General features: G+C 41.3%; 18 protein-coding genes. 11 read left to right on the top strand and 7 right to left on the bottom strand.

Translation table 11 applies throughout. The features are described from left to right. The first annotated feature begins 208 nt into the window (after positions 1-208). The 4 genes from groES (at position 209) to ASG46_RS19335 (ending at position 3,646) form a co-directional block, all read left to right on the top strand. Entirely contained in the window at positions 209-493 is a 285-nt protein-coding gene (gene groES, locus ASG46_RS19350) for a co-chaperone GroES (RefSeq protein WP_003214120.1), read from the top strand. Positions 494-549: 56 nt separating this feature from the next. Then, entirely contained in the window at positions 550-2,184 is a 1,635-nt protein-coding gene (groL, locus tag ASG46_RS19345; RefSeq protein ID WP_007496015.1) for a chaperonin GroEL, read from the top strand. 375 nt (positions 2,185-2,559) lie between these two features. After that, positions 2,560-3,012 carry a MarR family winged helix-turn-helix transcriptional regulator gene (locus ASG46_RS19340; protein ID WP_008344363.1) on the top strand — a complete coding sequence of 151 codons (453 nt, stop codon included), beginning with the start codon at positions 2,560-2,562 and terminating at the stop codon, positions 3,010-3,012. 22 nt (positions 3,013-3,034) lie between these two features. Then, positions 3,035-3,646 (top strand): FMN-binding negative transcriptional regulator, encoded by a 612-nt coding sequence (locus ASG46_RS19335; protein WP_056705788.1) that lies wholly within the window; start codon positions 3,035-3,037, stop codon positions 3,644-3,646. Between the two features lie 35 nt (positions 3,647-3,681). Here the strand turns inward: ASG46_RS19335 and ASG46_RS19330 are convergent, their stop codons facing one another. Then, positions 3,682-4,482, bottom strand: coding sequence for a M15 family metallopeptidase (locus ASG46_RS19330; RefSeq protein ID WP_056705785.1), 801 nt, complete (start codon positions 4,480-4,482; stop codon positions 3,682-3,684). Between the two features lie 204 nt (positions 4,483-4,686). On the opposite strand from ASG46_RS19330, the gene ASG46_RS19325 reads away from it, so the two are divergent. Next, entirely contained in the window at positions 4,687-5,112 is a 426-nt protein-coding gene (locus ASG46_RS19325; RefSeq protein WP_035391494.1) for a hypothetical protein, read from the top strand. Between the two features lie 45 nt (positions 5,113-5,157). Here ASG46_RS19325 and ASG46_RS19320 read toward each other — a convergent pair whose 3' ends face one another. The 3 genes from ASG46_RS19320 to ASG46_RS19310 all read right to left on the bottom strand — a co-directional run bounded on the left by ASG46_RS19320 (position 5,158) and on the right by ASG46_RS19310 (position 7,077). Continuing rightward, complete coding sequence (locus ASG46_RS19320) at positions 5,158-5,508, bottom strand: DUF4064 domain-containing protein (RefSeq protein ID WP_056705783.1); 351 nt, start codon at positions 5,506-5,508, stop codon at positions 5,158-5,160. A gap of 138 nt (positions 5,509-5,646) precedes the next feature. Continuing rightward, entirely contained in the window at positions 5,647-6,114 is a 468-nt protein-coding gene (locus ASG46_RS19315) for a hypothetical protein (protein ID WP_017366718.1), read from the bottom strand. 288 nt (positions 6,115-6,402) lie between these two features. Then, positions 6,403-7,077, bottom strand: coding sequence for a hypothetical protein (locus ASG46_RS19310; RefSeq protein WP_056705780.1), 675 nt, complete (start codon positions 7,075-7,077; stop codon positions 6,403-6,405). Between the two features lie 209 nt (positions 7,078-7,286). Between ASG46_RS19310 and ASG46_RS19305 the strand changes: the two genes are divergently transcribed. Together ASG46_RS19305 and ASG46_RS19300 are read left to right on the top strand one after the other, a co-directional pair. Then, positions 7,287-7,655 carry an RlpA-like double-psi beta-barrel domain-containing protein gene (locus ASG46_RS19305; RefSeq protein WP_008344356.1) on the top strand — a complete coding sequence of 123 codons (369 nt, stop codon included), beginning with the start codon at positions 7,287-7,289 and terminating at the stop codon, positions 7,653-7,655. Between the two features lie 73 nt (positions 7,656-7,728). Next, complete coding sequence (locus ASG46_RS19300) at positions 7,729-8,778, top strand: hypothetical protein (protein ID WP_017359848.1); 1,050 nt, start codon at positions 7,729-7,731, stop codon at positions 8,776-8,778. 214 nt (positions 8,779-8,992) lie between these two features. Here ASG46_RS19300 and ASG46_RS19295 read toward each other — a convergent pair whose 3' ends face one another. The 3 genes from ASG46_RS19295 to gabP form a co-directional block, all read right to left on the bottom strand. Beyond that, positions 8,993-9,367 (bottom strand): carboxymuconolactone decarboxylase family protein, encoded by a 375-nt coding sequence (locus ASG46_RS19295; RefSeq protein WP_056705778.1) that lies wholly within the window; start codon positions 9,365-9,367, stop codon positions 8,993-8,995. Between the two features lie 268 nt (positions 9,368-9,635). Continuing rightward, complete coding sequence (locus tag ASG46_RS19290) at positions 9,636-11,165, bottom strand: multicopper oxidase family protein (protein WP_056705775.1); 1,530 nt, start codon at positions 11,163-11,165, stop codon at positions 9,636-9,638. 97 nt (positions 11,166-11,262) lie between these two features. Beyond that, entirely contained in the window at positions 11,263-12,651 is a 1,389-nt protein-coding gene (gabP, locus tag ASG46_RS19285) for a GABA permease (protein WP_024719380.1), read from the bottom strand. 482 nt (positions 12,652-13,133) lie between these two features. Between gabP and ASG46_RS19280 the strand changes: the two genes are divergently transcribed. From ASG46_RS19280 to ASG46_RS19265, 4 genes are all read left to right on the top strand, one after another. Then, positions 13,134-14,033 carry a cation diffusion facilitator family transporter gene (locus tag ASG46_RS19280; RefSeq protein ID WP_041506687.1) on the top strand — a complete coding sequence of 300 codons (900 nt, stop codon included), beginning with the start codon at positions 13,134-13,136 and terminating at the stop codon, positions 14,031-14,033. A gap of 102 nt (positions 14,034-14,135) precedes the next feature. Then, positions 14,136-15,098, top strand: a complete 963-nt coding sequence (locus ASG46_RS19275; protein ID WP_017366721.1) for an AAA family ATPase — start codon at positions 14,136-14,138, stop codon at positions 15,096-15,098. After that, on the top strand, positions 15,095-16,285 hold the full coding sequence (locus ASG46_RS19270; RefSeq protein ID WP_056705772.1) for a DUF58 domain-containing protein: 1,191 nt from the start codon (positions 15,095-15,097) through the stop codon (positions 16,283-16,285). Before ASG46_RS19275 ends, ASG46_RS19270 begins: the two co-directional genes overlap by 4 nt. Positions 16,286-16,296: 11 nt before the next feature. Further along, complete coding sequence (locus ASG46_RS19265; protein ID WP_056705771.1) at positions 16,297-18,495, top strand: transglutaminase TgpA family protein; 2,199 nt, start codon at positions 16,297-16,299, stop codon at positions 18,493-18,495. Positions 18,496-18,675 lie beyond the last annotated feature (180 nt).

The raw sequence follows: 18,675 nt of genomic DNA, 5'->3' as shown, positions 1-18,675 counted from the left end.
AAAGAACTAGATTTATTGTAACACAAGTCTTCTTTTTCGTTGAAAAGGAAAGAATCGGTGATAAAAAAAGATCATGAAAGCGTAAAAATTTTTAAAGGTTTTTACTTGAAATTACAGAAGACATTCTTTATTATAATAAATGTGTTAGCACTCGCTAGTGATGAGTGCTAAAAAAGACTACATATAAAAATTGAGGAGGTTGTTTCTTATGTTAAAGCCATTAGGCGATCGCGTAATCATTGAACTCGTTGAATCTGAGGAAAAAACCGCTAGCGGTATTGTCTTACCGGATTCTGCAAAAGAAAAACCGCAAGAAGGTAAAATTGTTGCAGCAGGTTCAGGTCGTGTACTTGAAAGTGGTGAGCGCGTTGCGTTAGAAGTAAACACAGGCGACCGCATTATCTTCTCAAAATATGCAGGTACTGAAGTGAAATATGAAGGAAAAGAATATTTAATCCTTCGTGAAAGCGACATTTTAGCTGTTATTGGTTAATCACATAAACAAAGATTGAGATATATTTCTAAAAAGACTGAGGAGGTTTCGTTATTATGGCAAAAGATATTAAGTTCAGTGAAGAAGCACGTCGTGCGATGTTACGTGGTGTAGATGCACTTGCAGATGCTGTAAAAGTAACTTTAGGACCTAAAGGACGTAACGTGGTTCTTGAGAAAAAATTCGGTTCTCCACTTATCACAAATGATGGTGTAACGATTGCAAAAGAAATCGAATTAGAAGATGCATTTGAAAACATGGGTGCAAAACTTGTGGCTGAAGTTGCAAGCAAAACAAACGATGTAGCTGGTGACGGTACTACTACTGCAACGGTTCTAGCTCAAGCGATGATCCGTGAAGGTCTTAAAAACGTTACAGCTGGTGCAAACCCTGTTGGTGTTCGTAAAGGAATCGAAGAAGCAGTAAAAGTAGCACTTGAAGGCTTGCATGAGATTTCTAAACCAATCGAAGGTAAAGAATCAATTGCTCAAGTTGCGTCTATTTCTGCAGCAGATGAAGAAGTCGGTAGCCTCATTGCTGAAGCGATGGAGCGTGTAGGAAACGACGGTGTCATCACAATTGAAGAATCTAAAGGTTTCACAACTGAGCTTGAAGTGGTTGAAGGAATGCAGTTTGACCGTGGTTATGCTTCACCATACATGGTAACTGATTCTGATAAGATGGAAGCGGTTCTTGAAAATCCTTACATCTTAATCACTGATAAAAAGATCACAAACATTCAAGAAATCCTTCCTGTACTTGAGCAAGTCGTACAACAAGGAAAACCATTATTGATCATTGCTGAAGATGTAGAAGGCGAAGCACTTGCAACACTTGTTGTGAACAAACTTCGTGGAACATTCAACGCAGTGGCAGTAAAAGCACCTGGATTCGGTGATCGTCGTAAAGCAATGCTTGAAGACATCTCTGTTCTAACTGGCGGAGAATTAATCACAGAAGACCTAGGACTTGACCTGAAATCAACTGAAATTGGTCAGCTTGGCCGTGCGTCTAAAGTGGTTGTTACAAAAGAAAACACAACGATCGTAGAAGGATCAGGAGATTCTGCTCAAATCGCAGCACGTGTGAACCAAATCCGTGCGCAAGTAGAAGAAACAACTTCTGAATTCGATAAAGAAAAATTACAAGAACGTCTTGCAAAACTAGCTGGCGGCGTTGCTGTCATCAAAGTTGGTGCTGCAACTGAAACAGAACTAAAAGAACGTAAACTACGCATCGAGGATGCACTGAACTCAACTCGTGCAGCAGTTGAAGAAGGTATCGTATCCGGTGGTGGTACAGCACTTGTGAATGTATACAACAAAGTCGCTTCCATCGAAGCTGATGGTGACGTTCAAACAGGTGTCAACATCGTTCTACGTTCTCTTGAAGAGCCAATTCGTCAAATCGCTCACAACGCAGGTCTTGAAGGATCAGTCATCGTTGAGCGCTTGAAAAACGAGGAAATTGGTGTAGGCTTCAACGCAGCAACAAACGAATGGGTAAACATGATCGAAAAAGGAATCGTTGACCCAACAAAAGTCACTCGCTCTGCACTTCAAAACGCAGCTTCTGTAGCAGCTATGCTTCTTACAACTGAAGCAGTCGTAGCTGACAAACCAGAAGAAGGCGGCTCAGGCGGCGGAATGCCGGATATGGGTGGCATGGGCGGCATGGGTGGAATGATGTAACACCCCTCGAAAACCCCTTGAAATATAGGGGTTTTTGTTTTGTCTATTTTTTGGTTAAGAGCGTTAAATGAATTGAAACTTTCACCGCTTTACATCCGTTAACTAAAGAGACAGTGATTTTTTGATTTTATCTAACATAAAGAGATGAGATGATTTTAAAAAGAAAAGCGGTGATCATATGGGCTTTACGACTTGGGTGGCGATTATTGTTGCACTGGCTGTCGTGTTTGGATTGTTTGGATCGAAGAGGCGTGATAAATAAGAGGTTGAACCCACTTCCAGAGAGGAAGTGGGCTTTTTATTGCATATACAATATTCATGAGCTATACTAATTTTTAAAATTTATGTAAATACAATAAAAAAGAGGCGTGATAAATGAGAGAAATTTTGCGGGAGATTGGCGTGATTGCTCGGGCGCTTGATTCCATTAGTAATATTGAATTTAAAGAGTATGATTTAACGAAGGGGCAGTATTTGTATCTTGTGCGTATTTGTGAGGAGCCTGGCATCATTCAGGAGAAACTAGCGGAGATGATCAAGGTAGACCGAACAACGGCGGCCCGGGCTATTCAAAAATTAGAGCTGCATGGTTTTATTGAGAAAAAAGATGACACAGTGAATAGGAAAATCAAGAAGCTGTTTCCAACTGAGAAAGGAAAAGCCGTCTATCCAATGATCAAACGAGAACATGATCATTCAAATCGGGTAGCGCTGGATGGATTTTCTGAAGAGGAAGCGGAACAGATTTATGAGTATCTTCTAAGGGTGCGAAAGAATATCGAAAAAGATTGGGAAGATGTGAAAAAAGGCAAAAAGAGAAGCTACTAATTAAATAAGGGGGGAAGGGAACATGCATGTACCATCATTTTTTCAAGTGAAAGATATGGAGAAAATCAAATCATTTATTCAATCTCATTCATTTGCTACAGTTGTGACGACAACGAATGAAAAGCCCATTGCGACACATATTCCAGTGAGTTTTCATCAAATTGGCGATTCGTATGTGATCTCAGGGCATATGGCGATTGGAAATCCTCAGTGGAAAACGTTTGAAGAGAACGAGAAGGTGCTCGTCATTTTTCAAGGGCCGCATGCCTACATATCCTCTTCATGGTATGAGAAAGAAGCCGTACCGACGTGGAATTATCAAGCTGTACATGTATATGGAAAGGCTGCACTGCTCGAAAAATCAGAACTGGTCAAGGAATTAACAGCGATGCTGGAGACATATGAAAGTCATAGAGATCAGCCAGTGTTATGGGATACGTTGTCTGAGGAACTGCTAGAGAAACAAATGAAAGGGATTGTGGGCTTCAAAATCATCATTGATGAAGTTCAAGCTGCTTTTAAGTTAAGTCAAAATCGCCATGAAAGAGATTATGCTCGCATTATTGAACAGCTGGAAGCAGAGGGTGAAGTGGAATTGGCGGCTGCGATGAAAAAAAGAGAAGAGAATATATGAAAAAAGCACTCTGAAGAAAAAGAGTGCTTTTGTAGTTATCCTTTTATGTTTAAATATTCTTCAAGGGTTTTACCGCTCTTATTTACTTTTTTCGCATTGGTTGATCCGAGGTATCTGAGGTGCCATGGTTCATATTGATAGCCTGTCACTTTTTCTTTACCTTTCGGATAACGGATGATAAAACCAAATTCATGGGCATGTTTGGCTAGCCATTTCGCTTCTTTTGTATTGGCAAAAGAATCTTCAGCCCAATGTTTTGAATTGGCACCGCCGATATCAAAAGCAAGGCCGGTTTGATGTTCGGAATAGCCTGGTCTTGCGCTAAATCGATCTGCTTGTTTTTTGCCATGAGAGGCGACGTAATTGTTGTACAAGACACGCTGACGGTCGTATGAACGGAAGGTGCTAAAAGCGGTGAGTCGGATGTTTGCTTTTTTTGCTTTTGCTGTCATAGCATTTACAGCTTTTCTCGCTTGTTTGTTTTCTCCTGGATTGTATGAAGATGGGAGTCTATGTTTCTTATTCACAACCAATATCCCTTTTACATACGTACCTGGCGTTTTAGTGGAAGGAGCAGCATATGAAGCTGGTGAGCTTTTGCCTGCTTTTTTGATATATTGAAAGCTGACGTAACCCGTCTTTCCTTTATATTTTGTTCCAGGTCCCTTGCGAAGATGAACATTCGCTGTTGTCACGTATTTCGGTGCGGCTGCTTTTGCGACTGGTGTCACATGAGTCATGTGTAAAAAGGGCAGCTGGACAGGAAAAATTCCAAGCCCAAGAACGAGAACCACACTGACAATAATTCCTTTGATCCACGGGTGTTTCATCTTCATTTGTCTCATCCCTTTCAATCTACTAACATACATATATTGAGATAGATTGAAATAAAGTGCAATGGTTTTTTTATGCCAATTGAGATTGAATCATATTATAGGTTCTTTTTTTGTTTAAAATTACATAAAAAAATCCACTATTTCCATAAAAAATCAGGTGAATTCCTTATAATAAAAGTATCTGAGAACGGGGAGTGAGTCGAGATGGACCAAAACGTGCTGCAAATGGATCAAGACAGATCAGAGAATGAATTCGCGGTTCTTAACATATCTTCTAAAGAGATTGGTGCTCTATCAAAGGGAGCAGCGGAGCAGATTTTACAAACGGGAGATACGGACCGTATTCATCAGCTGATGTACGTTCCGATTGAAAAGAAAGAAGATTTGAATTGGCTGATCCAATGTGTTGGGGAGGCGCTAAAGAATGAAGTTGGCGATGACGTTGCTCTAGAAGTAGCTGATTTGCTCTATTTCTTTGTCATTCCGTATTATGGGAAGTATATGTTGAAAGATCGTCATTTGTATGAGTATATCGATCATTTGCTGGTACGATTAGCATCTAGAGCTCACTCGGATATTGATACACTGATTCATATCATAAGAGAAGATTTAAATGAAAATATACAATAAAAGAAGCTTGTAGAGCGACCCTCTACAAGCTTTTTTATATCAACTTTATTCAGTTGGAACTGTTTTGACAGGCTCTTTTCTAAACACACCCATGCATCCTGCGATGAGGATTAATACAGCTGGAAGGATAAAGAACATAGAAATAGAAATAATACCACCAACAGCAGATACTAATAATAAAATCCCGCCAAGCTTTGCTTTTTTCTTCACGATAACAGATGCCACAATCGCAAGAATAGAGAAAAGCATTGCTGCCCAGCCTAATCCTGTGATTTGACTCGTACCTGATTCACTAAATGCGGCATCGAGTCCTCCAAAGGCAATGGCAAACATTGCACCAAAAAACCCAAAAATTCCTCCAATTAAGCCTAAAACAAATTCCGTTGTTCTTTTCATGATACTTTCCTCCGATATGTAAATAAGAATTATTGGTACTTAAGAACCAACACAATCTTACTCATCGGCATTCTTTTCACAATGTTAATAGTTTTGTTAAAAAAAACAAGAAAATCCATAAAGGATTTTCTTGTCCAATTACTGGGCTCTCTCCCAGGTAATCTTTGTTTCGTTTGTTGTTTTCTTTCCTTTTGCCAGTACTTTTCCGTTTTCCTGTTTCACGGTAATGTTTAGGTCATAAAAGGAGTAGAGGGCGCCGAGGCTGTCATTTTCCGGTTTATGCAGGTTGTTTTCCTTTTCAGTGGATGCACCAATAGCTAGTGTTTTGGCAAAGTTCAAACCAATGACTTCAGCGTAATCACTATTGGTCTCAGATGAAGCCGTCACGTTTAAGGAAATGACTTTTTTCTTTTGATCAACGGTGATCGCTGTGTCTTTTACGAGCTTAGACTGCTCCATGACCTCTTTCGTTTCATTTTGAATGCGTTCATTAATCGTTGGAAGTGCCGTAGATTCTGTTTTTTCTTCTTTTGCCGTATTTGAGCAAGCTGCTAGGATAGAGAAGGTTGCAACAAGACTCATGAAAACAAGTAGACTTTTTCTCACGTTCTTTCTCCTTTGTTCTTCAAAGTATGTATGCTTATGTTACCACGAATTGATGTTTTGATTAAAAGAGAAGTGTTGATAAGCTGTGAACAATCAAAAGCACCCAAAGTTGGGTGCTCCAGCGTGTAGACAAACCCTCGCATTCGGTGTCAGGCCTGCGCGCCGGTGCTCGCCCTTCCTAGACTGCAAAGGTTTTCTTGCACGCTGAAAAGAAGACAAAGAGCTAAAATAAAATCATTTTAGCTCTTTGTCAGCAATTTTGAAGCACCCAAAGTTGGTGCTCGTGTTTTATTGTGCTGAAAGGGTTGTACTAAGTGGAACAGAAGAAATGACCGTGAATTTTGGAGCCGGAGCACCAGATTCTAGATTTTTGCGTAAAAGAGATGATTTGACGGTGCCGTCCCATTTTTTATAGACACTTCCAGATGTATTTGCACGAAGCTGTACATTAGAGAAACTTGCTTGCGAGTAGCTGTTTGTTCCATTATCCTGTACGCCGTGTACCATTTTGACAACATCGAGGTCTTTCAGACGGCTAGGGTTGTAAACAGGCTGCTTATAGCGCAGTTTCCCGTTGACGTATAGTGACACTGTGCCATCACCATTGTTGATGAGCTTTAAGTTGACACGTGCACCATCTTTAATACTTGAATCGTATTCACTGTTCCAATATTGACTGCCGCCTTGGGAGCCGGTGCCCAGGAATACCTTATAGCCAGAAGCTGTTTTTGAAATCCCGCTTTCAACAACGGCAGAACCGAGACCAAGATACCAGTCGGCATAGCCATTTTTAATGGTTGCTGTTTTTGGCAGCACAATATCAGCCGTGATACCTGACCATTTGGCTTCATCCGTTTGTGTCACGATGGCGCCGTGACGAGGACCAGCCGCAGAGGCAGGAATACTTGAAAGCATCAAAACGAAGATCAAACTTACACTCAAAACGATGAACCACTTTTTCATGAAAATTCCTCCTTATCTTTGATTCATTTCTATTATATAAAACGAAAGGGGAGGTCTACTTACGATGTTCTGGCTGTTTTTGGTGAAATTTATGAACAAAACCGGTCATTAAGTGGTCAACTTGTATTCAAATTGTAATGTGACTGTAAAATAACTGGGTGCATCTTCATGTATAATAGGGTCAGAAACCAAATACGGAGGATTTTTTAATGAATAAAAAGCTTATCGCGACAATCGTAACAGTAGCTAGTTTATTTTTAGCGTTTAGTTTCTCACATGGAGCAAGTGCAAAAAAAGTAAGCGGCAATATTACATGGTATAATGGTGTCGGTAAAAAAGGCGCAGATGGAAAAAAACTCGGTCATTGGGATGCAGCAACAAAAATGGGATTTGACGTACCGAAAAAAGGTACAAAACTAAGAGTGACAACAAAAGCGAAACCACATAAAGTGATTACAGTATATAAATATGATGTAGGTAGAATGCCAAACGCAGTATTAGACGTAAGTCCGAAAGCATTCAAAGCACTTGGGTATTCAACAAGTAAAGGTGTCGTCAAAGGGCATTACACTTATTAATACATAGGCATGCAAAGAAGCGGGAAAAGTTCATTTTCTGGCTTCTTTTCTTGTGGAGAGGGTCTGAAAGTCAATGAAAAAATCAACATGGTGGATCATCACAGTAATTGGAGTCGCAGTGATTGCGGCCGTCATCTTCTTCATGATGAAGCCGGGGCAAGAGGCAAAACATGCAGGAAAAGTGAAAACAAATCAAGATGCAAAAGACGAATTGCTTGTTTCATTTACGGATCAAAAGTTAAACAATACTTATTACTTGCATGACAAGGCGCTTCATACAGAAAAACTGACAGCATATCCTTCAATTGCTTATGATCAGGCAAAACAGCTTTTATACTACACGTATACAGATGAAGACACACAAAAAGTAAGTATACGGGAATTGAATGTGAAAACGGATAAAGAAAAAACGCTCTTTACGAGTGACGATTCAATCGACAGTATGAGACTTTCTGGTGACGGAAAACAGTTATATTTAAGGTATAACAAGGATTCAGGTGAGCAATTTTATGTAGCGTCTTTTGATTTGAAAACACAGAAAGTGAAAGTGTTATATCCAGAAAAAAGTGATGATGATACGGTGAGTTCTTTTGCTTATGATCCAGCATCAAATCTGTTGGCCATTCAGCATTATTCGTTAAAAGAGGATTATAAAAAGACGGATGAGGCAAATGAAAAAGGAATGGATCCTGAACCAACGACCATGAAGATTACCCTACAAACAGGTGAGAAGGGAAAGCGAATTGCACGTATTTCTCAAACCATCAATGATATTTCTTTTTCACCAGATCATAAAAAACTCATTTATACAGAAGTGAAGGTTCGAAATGAAAAAGAAGTATCATCTATTAAGGTGATGGATGTAGATACAGGAAAAACGAAGACACTTGTTAAAAACAGTCAGGATGTACGTATTTTAAGTGCTGCCCAGCCGCAATTTTCTGCGGATGGTACATCTGTTTATTTCTTAGGTGTTGCAAAGAACGCAAAGGAATTAAAGGATGACACAGGACGAAAGGCGAAGGTCAGAACCATTTTTGAATATGATATTAAGAAGAAAACAGTAGAAACCGCTTGGGAGAAAGAAGGCGGGATTGTTAACAATTTCACTGTCAATCGGTAAAAGGTGCGCGTTCAGTTATTTCATATAACTGGACGTTTTTTTATTTTGTCATGGGATGTGTTGGTGAAAAATGCGGATTTGTGAAATCAACATCACTTTTTAAGCAAGGAAATGAGTGGTATTTTGATATTTTGCTACTGTGACAGAATCAGCGTAAGAGAGTAAAGTAAGTGGAAATAAAAAAACGAGAGGACAGAAGACTTCTCGTTTTCTCTTATTTATTGTTTTCATCTAGTAAGTTTTGAAAAATAAACAAGGCATTAATGGAATGAGGGAATCCCGCAACCTTTGTACAGTGCTTAATGATCTCCATAATCTCTATAACAGAGAGCCCGATATGTAATGCTTGTACAAAATGAGCTTTTAACTCTTCATCACAATCACCTTTTGCAATGAGAGCCGATAATGTGCTGATGGCCTTCTGTTTTTCATCTAATATGAAGTGATTTAATTCTTTTTGTTCACCGAGTTCAATTGTTAGTTGTTCAATGTTTGATCGAATGCTCTCGTTTTCATGAATTGAAAGCTTCTCCCTGTTACCTGCCACTGTTTCTTGCTTGACCTGGCAAGTCTCTTTTTCTTCATTCAAATTGAACTCCTCCGTTTTTTATGACGATTTTCTATTTGTTTGTGCATGGTTTCTTAAGTGCCTTTTGATAGAGGTAATGGGTATATAGTAGTATTATCGGTTTACTTCGTCAACTTTTTAAGTGTGGAATGTTCAAAAAAATGCCATTCATGCGATACATTGTTCGTTTTTTCTCATGGAGATTGAAAAGAAAATAGAGGGCTAATATATAGAAGCTGTTAGCCCTTTTTCATATTACGCAATTAACAAAGAGGAGGTTTCATATTTACTAAATGATATCCATCGGCCGCATCATGTCATAATCCTCGTGTTCTAAAATGTGACAATGCCACACATATCGTCCGCTATATGGGACAAACCGAGCGATGATGCGAATGACTTCACCGGCATGCGCCTGAATTGTATCCTTGTATCCTTGTTCATGCAAAGGAGGCGCTTCATTTGGTCCTGTATACACGATTTCACCTGTTGATTGATAGATGTCTGTATCGAATGGTCTTCTATCAATCACCCGAAATTGAACAAGATGTAAATGAATAGGGTGTGTGCCCCTTGTTGGGTTGACAATGTTCCATACCTCTACACTACCAAGTCGAGGATTTTCCGTGACAGGATCATTCCAAAACTGGTTATCTAGTAATAAAACTGGGCGCCCATATTTATCTTGTGTGCCAGTAAGAGTTAGCGTCCGCTCGTTATCAGCTCTGCTCGGCCGGAGCGGTGGCAGTGGTTTGAAGATCGGACGTAATGTTTTAGCTGCTCTTCCTTTGAGCGGACGAGTGACTTTAAACTGCATAATGTTCGCATCTGTTTCTGGATTGACTTCCTGACCGCAGCCTGCCGTATTTTTTAAAATAATCGTTTGGTTTTCGTAAGCTGAGAAGTCGATGATGACATCAAAACGTTCAGCAGGTGCAATGCTAAAAGATTGGTGATGAACAGGTCTTGGCAAAAAGCCGCCATCAGATCCAATTTGTAAGATTGTGGCGTCGTTATCTAGATGAAGCTCGTAAGTTCTTGTGTTGGATGCGTTTAAGATACGAAAACGATATTTTCGCGGCTCTACTTCTAAATACGGCCATACTTTTCCATTGACTAAAATCGTTTCCCCGCAAAAAAATGGCACGATAGAGGGATCTGGAAGGTCACTATCTTCTGGTGTGTTATTTGGTCTACTTGGGTAAAACAGTGCGCCATCCTCCTGGAATGTCCGGTCCATGATCATTAAAGGGATATCATATTCATCTTTCGGTAATTCGAGTGATTTTTCAAACGCATCTGAGATCAAATAAAAGCCAGCTAATCCGGCGTATACATTTAATCGTGTTAATGCCATGGCATGATCGTGATACCACAATGTGCATGCTTGCTGGTGATTAGGGTATTCGTAAACCTCTCGTTCAAAGAAGGGGCCGGTCGCTTCAAAGTCTCGCGAAAACCAAGCCTCCGGATAACCGTCACTGCTTGCAGGTGTCACGCCCCCATGTAGGTGAACGACTGTTTTGACTTCGGGTTCATCATGATGTCCAGCGTGAATGGTATGATCGACAGGCAGGAAGTGTTTCAGCGGCAATTTGTTCATCCATTTCACTTTGACCTTTTCATTTCGATTCGCTTTAATGGTTGGACCCGGCAAACTGCCATTATAGGTCCATAGCTTGGTTGGGGGCAGATCTCTATGAACTTTTAGGAACACCTCCTCCATAGCGATTTCATAATACGTTTGTCTTGGGTTTTTTTTGACGGGCTCTGCGACTTCTGGAATTGGCAGCTCGTCAACAAACTTTTCTAGGTTCATGTTGACTAATCCTCACTTAAAATCAATTTGATACATTATAAGTGCGGACATCCAAATAGGTGAATAAAATAAAAAAACCCGCTTTTCAGCGGGAGAATTAAGGGTGTTTATTTTCAAGCGCTGCACTTGCAGGCACTTTTTTATTCGGTTTAAAGATGAAGTAGGCGGCTAGTACACCGATGGTAATGATGCTTGTCAGTATGAGCTGAGGTCTCATCGATTCGATAAACAGCATAGAGGCCAAGATGGCGCAGATGACCAAAATGGTAAAGTACGTAAGGTATGGGAACAGCCACATTTTGATTTTGAGTTGTTCTGGATTTTCTTTTTCAATTTTACGACGCATTCTTAATTGTGAAACGGCAATCACCAAGTAGACAAGAAGTGCAATGGCACCAGAGGCATTGACTAGAAATAGAAAGATGGTTTCAGGGTAAAAGTAGTTCATCATGACGGCAATATAGGAAAAGAAGGTACCTGCGACTGTCGCTGCTACAGGGACACCGCGTTTGCTGATTTTCATAAAACGTTTTGGTGCTTCGCCTCTTTCAGCTAATGAATAAAGCATTCTGGACGTTGTGTATAGGCCGGAGTTTAAACAAGAAAGAACGGCTGTTAAAACAATGACGTTCATGACTTGAGCGGCTGATGGGACACCGATGTATTCTAATACTGCAACGAACGGGCTTGTTAAAATATTCGCTGAATTCCATGGGAGTAAAGTGACAACGACGGCGATCGACCCGACGTAGAACACAATAATACGCCATACAACTGAACGGGTAGCTGTTGTCACAGATTTGACAGGGTCTGCTGATTCACCTGCGGCAATTGCCACAATCTCGGTTCCCATGAAGGAAAAGATGACAACGACAATCCCGAGGAGCACAGAGCCGAACCCGTTTGGAAGGAAACCGCCATTTCCCGTTAAATTAGCAAGACCTGCAGTATGATGACCGCCAAAACCAAAAATAAATGCAAAACCAATGAGTAGGAATAGAATAATGCTGACGACTTTAATCAATGAAAACCAATATTCAAATTCGCCAAAAGATTTAACAGAAAAGATATTTGTCAAAGTTAAGAGGATTGTGAGGATAAGACTTGTGAGCCAAACAGGTGCATCTCCATACCAATATTGAATAATGGCAGCACCGGCAATGGCTTCGATGGCGATGACGATGACCCAGAAGAACCAGTAAAGCCAGCCGATTGTAAACCCGGCCCACGGGCCGATGGCGTCGCTCGCATATTGTGAGAAAGAGCCGCTTGTCGGATAGGCACATGCCATTTCTCCAAGCATTCTCATAATAAAGATGACCAGAAGTCCGGCAAATGAATAGGAAAGAATCGATCCAGGCCCTGCAGAATGAATGACAGCACCACTACCAACAAATAGCCCTGCCCCAATGACCCCGGCAATGGAGATCATTGAAATATGTCTTGTCTTAAGGTTTTTTTGAAGACCGTTTGTCATGTTGGACATTTCTTTACCTCCAAACATTTCTCTTTTATTCAAGAGTTTGTTTTTAGAATATTTTAAATTTTATCATACTGAATTGTCATTCAGCATTGGACAGGTTATCAAACTGACATTTCAAACCTCTTAACATGATGTTAAAAAGTATAAAGGATTTGAGAGATTATGTTCCCTCATTTTCCTCTGCCCATTCTTAAAAATAGCATAAGAAGGAAGAAAGAAAAGTTGTGTTTTAAAATAAAACTATTCTGACAATTAGATAGTAGAGAAATTTTGTTCTTTTTCATTTTTCGGGGTGGTTTTGAAAAACATTGATGGGAGTAGGTCTTGAGGTCAATTGACCTTATAAAAATAAGTTTGCTTAGGTCAACACATTTCTATGTATCCTATTTTGCTGATTCAAGCGAATCATGTTGCTGTAGACCCACACGGGCTTGGCTTTGTAAGATAAATATAGAAAAGTAATGTGTGAGGAGGCGCTGTTCGGTATGGAGCGCTACAACGAATTAAGACAAGGTGAAACAGGTGCTTGGGTCAGCATTATAGCCTATGTGATCTTATCTGCTGTCAAACTGATCATTGGGTATGTGTTTCATTCAGAAGCCCTTTCCGCAGATGGCTTGAATAATACGACAGATATCATTGCTTCGCTTGCCGTATTAATTGGGTTGCGTATTTCTCAGAAGCCACCTGATGAGGATCATCCATACGGTCATTTTAGAGCTGAAAATATTGCGTCACTTGTGGCTTCCTTTATTATGATGCTTGTCGGGCTTCAGGTTTTGCTGAGCGCAGGCCAGTCGCTTTTCTCATCAGAGCATCAAACGCCTGATATGATTGCAGCTTGGACGGCAGCAGGAAGTGCTGTTGTGATGTATGGTGTGTATATGTATAACCGTAAACTGTCTAAACGAATTAATAGCCAGTCGCTATATGCGGCAGCGGCTGATAATAAATCAGATGCTTATGTGAGTATCGGGACGTTTGTCGGAATTATCGCCTCTCAATTTCAGCTGGCGTGGGTTGATACGCTTGCTGCGTTTGTGATTGGCTTAATTATCTGTAAAACGGCGTGGGAGATTTTCAGAGATGCGTCTCATTCGTTAACGGACGGTTTTCATATAAAAGATATGTCTAAATATAAAGAGACGATTGAAGCGACACCAGGAGTGGGCGATTTGAAAGACATTAAAGCTCGTTACCTTGGAAGCACCGTCCATGTGGATGTGGTCGTTGAAGTAGAACCGCATTTAAACATCGCAGAAAGCCATGATATTGCAGATGAAATTGAACGCAGAATGAAGCAGGAACATGATATTCTACACTCTCATGTTCATATGGAACCAGCAAGTGAGCCTAAAGAGGAGCAGAAGTCTTTTCCATCGTGAGAAGGCTTCTTTTTTCTACGTGTTGATGTTTCATGCAAATGCGTGTTGTATGGTAAAGTTAGACTATATGAAAATTGACGGAAACGTGATAGGAGGATCAGGATGGCATTTGATGAACCGATGCATTCAGATTTACAAAAAATCGTAGATAACATCAATAAAGTGATGGTGGGGAAAAAAGATATTGCGATATTAAGCCTTGTTGCGATTTTGGCGAAGGGGCATGTGCTATTAGAGGATGTGCCTGGCGTTGGGAAGACCATGATGGTTCGTGCTCTGGCAAAATCCATTGGGTGTGAGTTTAAGCGAATCCAATTTACGCCTGACCTTTTGCCTTCAGATGTAACAGGTGTGTCGATTTATAATAAAAAGACAAACGAGTTTGAATTTAGACAAGGACCGATTATGGGGCAGATTATTTTGGCTGATGAAATCAACCGAACCTCTCCTAAAACACAATCAGCCCTTCTTGAAGCGATGGAAGAAGGCAGTGTCACAGTGGACGGAGAAACGATGCCGCTGGCAGATCCTTTCTTTGTGATGGCTACGCAAAATCCAGTAGAGTATGAGGGAACCTATCCACTTCCAGAGGCGCAAATGGACCGTTTCTTATTTAAGCTGCAGATGGGGTATCCAACCATGCTGGAGGAGCTTGAGGTGCTGAATTTGCAGGAGAAACAATCGCCAATTGACACGCTTCAGGCAGTCATGACAAAAGATCATATCCATGCTTTGCAGCAAGCGGTTCAGACCGTACATGTGGATGCATCGATTAAAGAATATATTGTCGAAATCGCCCAAGCGACGCGAAATCATCCGTCTGTCTATTTAGGCGTGAGCCCAAGGGGTTCAATTGCATTGATGAAAGCGGCTCAGGCGTATGCGCTGTTGAACAGGCGGGATTATGTGATTCCTGATGATGTACAGTATTTGGCGCCTTACACATTGCCGCATCGCATGATTTTGACATCAGAAGCAACGTATGAAGGGAAGAAGGCGGAGACACTGCTACGACAGATGATTGAGCATATTGGCGTACCAGTTCAAAAGTCGATGACTCAATGAAGTCACGTGACCGTTTCGCTTTTTCACTATGGTTACGGGTGTTTATGCTCTTTCTCCTCACGGCAGCAGCCTTTTGCTATGCCATGTTTCAGGGCGGCTTTGTGAGCTGGTTCCTTTTTTATGCATTTTCACCATATGCTTTGTATGCTTTGCTGTTTGCCCTTGTTCCACTTCGTGCAACTGCCAAAAGGACATTACAGCATACCCGGTTAAAGGCAGGGGATATGCTGTCTGTTGACCTTGAAATCAAGCGGACGAATTTATTTCCGTACGTGTACGCCATACTTGAGGATGACCCGCCGGATACCTTCCATTTACAGGAACAGATTGAAATGAAGCGAATGATCTTTCCTTGGTTTCGGAAAACGTGGCGATTTTCATATCAATTCAATGACATCATGCGGGGAGAGCATCAATTGACGGCGGTTAGAATCAAAACGGGTGATATGTTTGGGTTTGTGGAAAAAGAAGTAATTCTTCCATTAGAGAAAAAATTACTTGTGTATCCGAAAATGTTGGATATTCCGGTTGAATCTGCTGCATCGGTGAATGAAAATGGAGGCAAAGCGGTGCACTCTTGGTTAAATGAACCGACAAATGTGACGACAGGTGTGCGTGAATACCAGCAAGGAGACCGTTTCGCTTGGGTGGACTGGAAGACAACAGCTAGAAGAGGTCAGCTCATGACGAAGGAGTTTGAACAGAATCAGACAAAGGATCTGGTGGTGTTTGCTGATTTTACAGATGAAGCCGCTTTTGAAACGATTGTGTCTATGGCCGCATCGGTTCTGCAAACGGCTGTGAAAAAAGGGGTGCCGGTAGGCCTTGTCCCGCTTGGGTATCAGCACTTATTTCGAGTGGATCAAGGAGAGTGGCATTTACAGGACATGCTCTACTATTTAACAAAGGTGCAGTATCAGCCTTCTCGTGCACCTGATTATCAATCATTAACATCGAGTGAGCACCAGCAGACAGGAAAGTATGTGGTGACAGGTCATCTGCAAGAAGAGCTTGCTGCCATTTTACTTGGGAATCGAAACAGAAAGAACATCACTGTTCTTTTAGTGAAGAGAGCCGTTGATCGATTGACGGCAAAAGAAAAACAGCTTGTGGACCGGCTTAAAGCTTCTGGGATACACACGACCCTTTTATTTGAGGACCGGCTGCACGAAAGAACTGTGAGGTGACAAACATTTATATGCATCAGCGGCAAAGCCGTTTTGAGTTGTTCATCTATTATGCTGTCGCATTTCTGCTGCTTTGGGAGTGGCTTCGTCCGCTTCAAGATTTTACAGAGACGAGTCATACGTCTTATTTCATCATTTTTATAGGGCTTACGTGTTTGTTTACGTTCTTTCGATTGAAGTGGTATGTGACGTTTCCTATTTGTGCTGGATTGATCTTGCTCGCATTATATTTGATTTTTTATCAATCAGAGCCAAGTTATCTGCCTGCGCTGTTTGCTGATATTCAAGATAATATTTCTTTGATGAGCATGGGCATGTGGAGTGACATGTATCCGTCTTTCCGCACATTGTTGTTCTATATTTTGCTTTGGCTGCTTGTTTATTTGCTCCATTATTGGGTTGTGTATCAGCAGCGTATCTTTTTCTTTTTACTGATGACGATTGTATATGTCACGATTCTTGATACGTTTACGCCTTATGATGCGACTTTTGCAATCGTTCGAATTATGGTATTTGGCTTTTGTTTGCTTGGCCTGCTCTATTTCGACCGGCTTCGTTCGGCTGAAGGTGTGCGGGTGTCACAGAAAGCGCGTTTCAATTGGTTCTTACCCATGCTGGCGCTTGTCCTTGTATCAGCATCACTCGGTGCTTCTTTGCCAAAATCTGATCCGAAATGGCCTGACCCTGTCCCGTTTTTTAAAGCGGTCACGAATCAAGATGGTTCCACCGGGCAGAATAAGGTGGGATATAGTGCGGATGATTCGTCGCTTGGGGGACCGTTTAGTGAGGATCGTACACCGGTATTTAAATGGAGCGGAAAAGAGCCGTCTTATTTTCGTGTAGAAACAAAAAGTATTTACACGGGGAAAGGCTGGGAGGATGCTTCAAATGATACGAAACCTACTCGGTTAAAAGGGAATGATGTGCCGAACCGGTGGTTTACCAATCGCGTGAAAACAGAGGAGCATGAAACGAGAGTCGATATGGAATCAAATTATCGATTTAATCATGCTGTTTATCCGATTGGTACGGTTATGCTGACGCCAATGGAAAACATTCCACTGCAAATGATGGGCAAAACGGAGAAAATTGTCCCGTCTACTCAAAACCCGCCCAAAAATTTAGGGAACTATCGAGTCAGCTTCTTATCACCTACATTTATCCTAGAGGACTTACAGCGAATCAAAGTGCCAACCAAGAAGCAAGTGAATCAGCAGGTCGGACGTGAATACTTGCAGCTCCCATCCTCGCTGCCAGAGCGTGTGAAAACATTGGCGAACAGCTTAACGGAAACGAAGGATAATATGTATGATAAAGCAAAAGCGATTGAGGATTATTTAGGATCTGCGAAGTTTTCATATGAAACCCAAAATGTCTCTGTGCCTGGGCGTGACGAAGACTATGTGGATCAGTTCTTATTTGATACGATGATTGGCTATTGTGATAACTTTTCAACCTCGATGATTGTCATGCTTCGCTCGATTGGAATTCCGGCGAGATGGGTGAAAGGATATACGTCTGGTCAGTTATATGAAACACAGATGGATGGAAACAATGTGTATGAAGTGACCAATAACAATGCCCATTCATGGGTAGAGGTGTATTTTCCAAACCGTGGTTGGGTGACTTTTGAACCGACAAAAGGGTTCACGAACCCAGAGACATTTACGAATGAAACCACGGCTAACAACGACCAAGCAGATGATCAAGAGGATGAAAAAGATCAGCCCGCATCTGATCAACAAGAAAACGAGCAGACACAGCAGCCGCAGCAACAAGAACCAGAACAGGCGGCAAAACAAGAGGAACAAGCAGCTAAAGCAAAGCCAAGTATGGTTCATGTTGGTTCAATCTTGGGCTACGCAGCAGGTGTGATTGTCTTTCTTGGTTTCATAGGCTGGATGCTTTACCGGTTCAGAGCAAGGTGGCTGCCAATCTTTATTGTGAGAAAGGTAAAACGTCTGCCAGATGAGGAAGCTTTTTTCTACGCGTATGCTGCTCTATTAAAACAGCTAAGGCGCAGAGGGATCGAGAAAAAGCCAGGCATGACGCTAAGAGAATTTGCTTCTTTGATCGATGACAAGGAAGGGAATCATCACATGTCTGAACTAACGCAGTTCTATGAGCGGGCGCTCTACAGGCGAGAAGATGCGTCGGCGCTTTGGCGGCAGTCGGTGAAGTTATGGGAAAATTTAATAAACAGGAGATAGTCTTGACCACGTACCTTCCTGTTGTTAGAATAGGTGAATATTAAAACCTTCTAAAATACATGAAATTGAAGCGTTCGGATGTGAGTCTGGGCGCTTCAAAAGCGTGATTTACACTGAGAGAGGTTTTCTCCTCTCATTTTTTCTGTGCGTTTATAAAAACTATATTGGACATAGAGGTGA

It is taken from the genome of Bacillus sp. Leaf49, assembly GCF_001426125.1.
In the GTDB taxonomy this organism is placed as follows: domain Bacteria; phylum Bacillota; class Bacilli; order Bacillales; family Bacillaceae; genus Bacillus; species Bacillus altitudinis.
Note: the sequence above shows the minus strand (reverse complement) of the source record. Positions and strands in the feature narration are given on the sequence as shown.